Source organism: Geodermatophilus amargosae, from assembly GCF_041028265.1.
Classification (GTDB): domain Bacteria; phylum Actinomycetota; class Actinomycetes; order Mycobacteriales; family Geodermatophilaceae; genus Geodermatophilus; species Geodermatophilus amargosae_A.
The window spans coordinates 1-1,694 of the sequence record NZ_JABGCW010000031.1; the positions used below are offsets into that span (position 1 = coordinate 1).

Sequence of the window (1,694 nt, forward strand, 5' to 3'; positions counted from 1 at the left end):
AGCGCCAGCAGGTTGGTCTGCTCGGCGATGCTGGTGATCACCTTCACCACGTTGCCGATCTCGGCGGAGGACTCGCCAAGCTTGGCCACCGTCGCCGTCGTCGTCTCCGCCGCGGTCACCGCACGCGCGGCCACCGCCGACGCCTCCGCCGCGTTGGTCGCGATCTCCCGGATCGAGGCACCCATCTGCTCCGCGCCGGCCGCCACGGTCTGCACGTTCCGGCTGACCTCCTCCGCGGCACCGGACACCACGCCGGACTGCGCCGAGGTCTCCTCCGCCGAGGCCGAGATCTGCGCCGAGGACGCCGACAGCTCCTCACTCGAGGCCGCCACCGCGTCGGCCGCGCCGGCGACGGAGGACATGACGCCGCGCATCGTCTCCTGCGCGGTGACCAGCGCGGCGGCCATGCGGCCGAGCTCGTCGTGGCCGCGGACCTCGGGGGTCACGGTCAGGTCGCCGTCGGCCAGGGCCTCCACCGAGCGCTGCACGGAGCGGACGGTTGCCACGAGCCGCCGGACGACGAGGACGGTCAGCCCGCCCGCGACGGCGATGCCGGCGGCCAGCGAGATCCACAGGGTGGCGGTGGCGGAGGAGACGATGCCCACGGCGTCGTCGGTGTCGGCCTGCCCGGCCGCCACGCGGCGCTCCTGCATGGCGTTGTACTGGTCCATGATCGAGTCCGAGGCGTCCTGCAGCGGACCGGTGATCACCGCGGCCGCGGCGGCCGTGTTCCCGGCGTCGGCGGCCGGGACCAGCTGCGTCTGGGCGACGTCGTAGTAGCCGTCCACGGTGGCGCGGAACTCCTCGAAGGCGGTCTTGTTGACCGTCACCTCGGCGTAGGCGTCGAGCTGGCCCTCGATGGTGTCCCGCCGCTCGGCGAGCTCGGTGCGCAGGTCGGCACGCTGCTGGGCGCCGGCGATCGGGTAGGTGTTGTAGCGAGACCGGTCGCCCTGCCAGGACCGCTGGATGTTCGCGAGGTCGGACAGCCGGACGACGTTGTCGTTGATCCGGACGGCGGCGGCCTCCACGGCCGACAGCCGGCTGACCGCGAGGACGGTCATGGCGACGGCGACGACCGCGAGGACGACGACGGCCGCGCCGATCTTGACGGCGATCGGCCGGTCGGCGAACCAGCCGCTGGGACGGCCGGCGCGGGGGGTGCTCATGGGGGGTGCTCCTCGGGATCTGTCGGGCTGGCAGGGACAACGGGCGACGTGGGTCTGGCCCAGTGCCTGAGGTGTGTTCCGGCACGGAACCGGCGGCGCGGTCGGGGATGACTGTGGCGGATCCGAAAAGAAACTCGGAGCGTCTGGAAATGGCGTGTCGGTAACGATCCGAGCACGACCGTAAATGGCGTACGGGGTGGCGCGTCAGCCATTCCGCGACACCGTGTCGACATGGCACCGGACGATGGCGCGTGACCGTTCCCGGCCCCGGTCGTCGTGTCGACAGGCGTCTCCGCGCAGTTCAGCGCCCCGGCCGACGTCCCGGGAGGGCCTTTGTAGCGCTATTTGGCCGCCCGCTCCGGGGATCGCGCGCCGGCGTCATTCGGGAATGCGTCCGCGCGACCGGCCGAATGACCGGCCGTGCGGACGGGGATCAGTGCGTGAAACGGCTGACGCTGGTGCGCAGGTCGGCGGCCATCCGGGACAACTCGTCGACGGCGACGCGGGTCTGGCTCAGCGCCTGGGTGG

Annotated in this window: 1 protein-coding gene; it reads right to left on the reverse strand. The window is 72.4% G+C overall.

What is annotated here, in order from left to right; translation table 11 throughout:
• Nucleotides 1-1,166 (reverse strand): HAMP domain-containing protein (locus HLV61_RS23030; RefSeq protein ID WP_369259749.1); only part of this gene is annotated, 1,166 nt, incomplete at its 3' end.
• Nucleotides 1,167-1,694 lie beyond the last annotated feature (528 nt).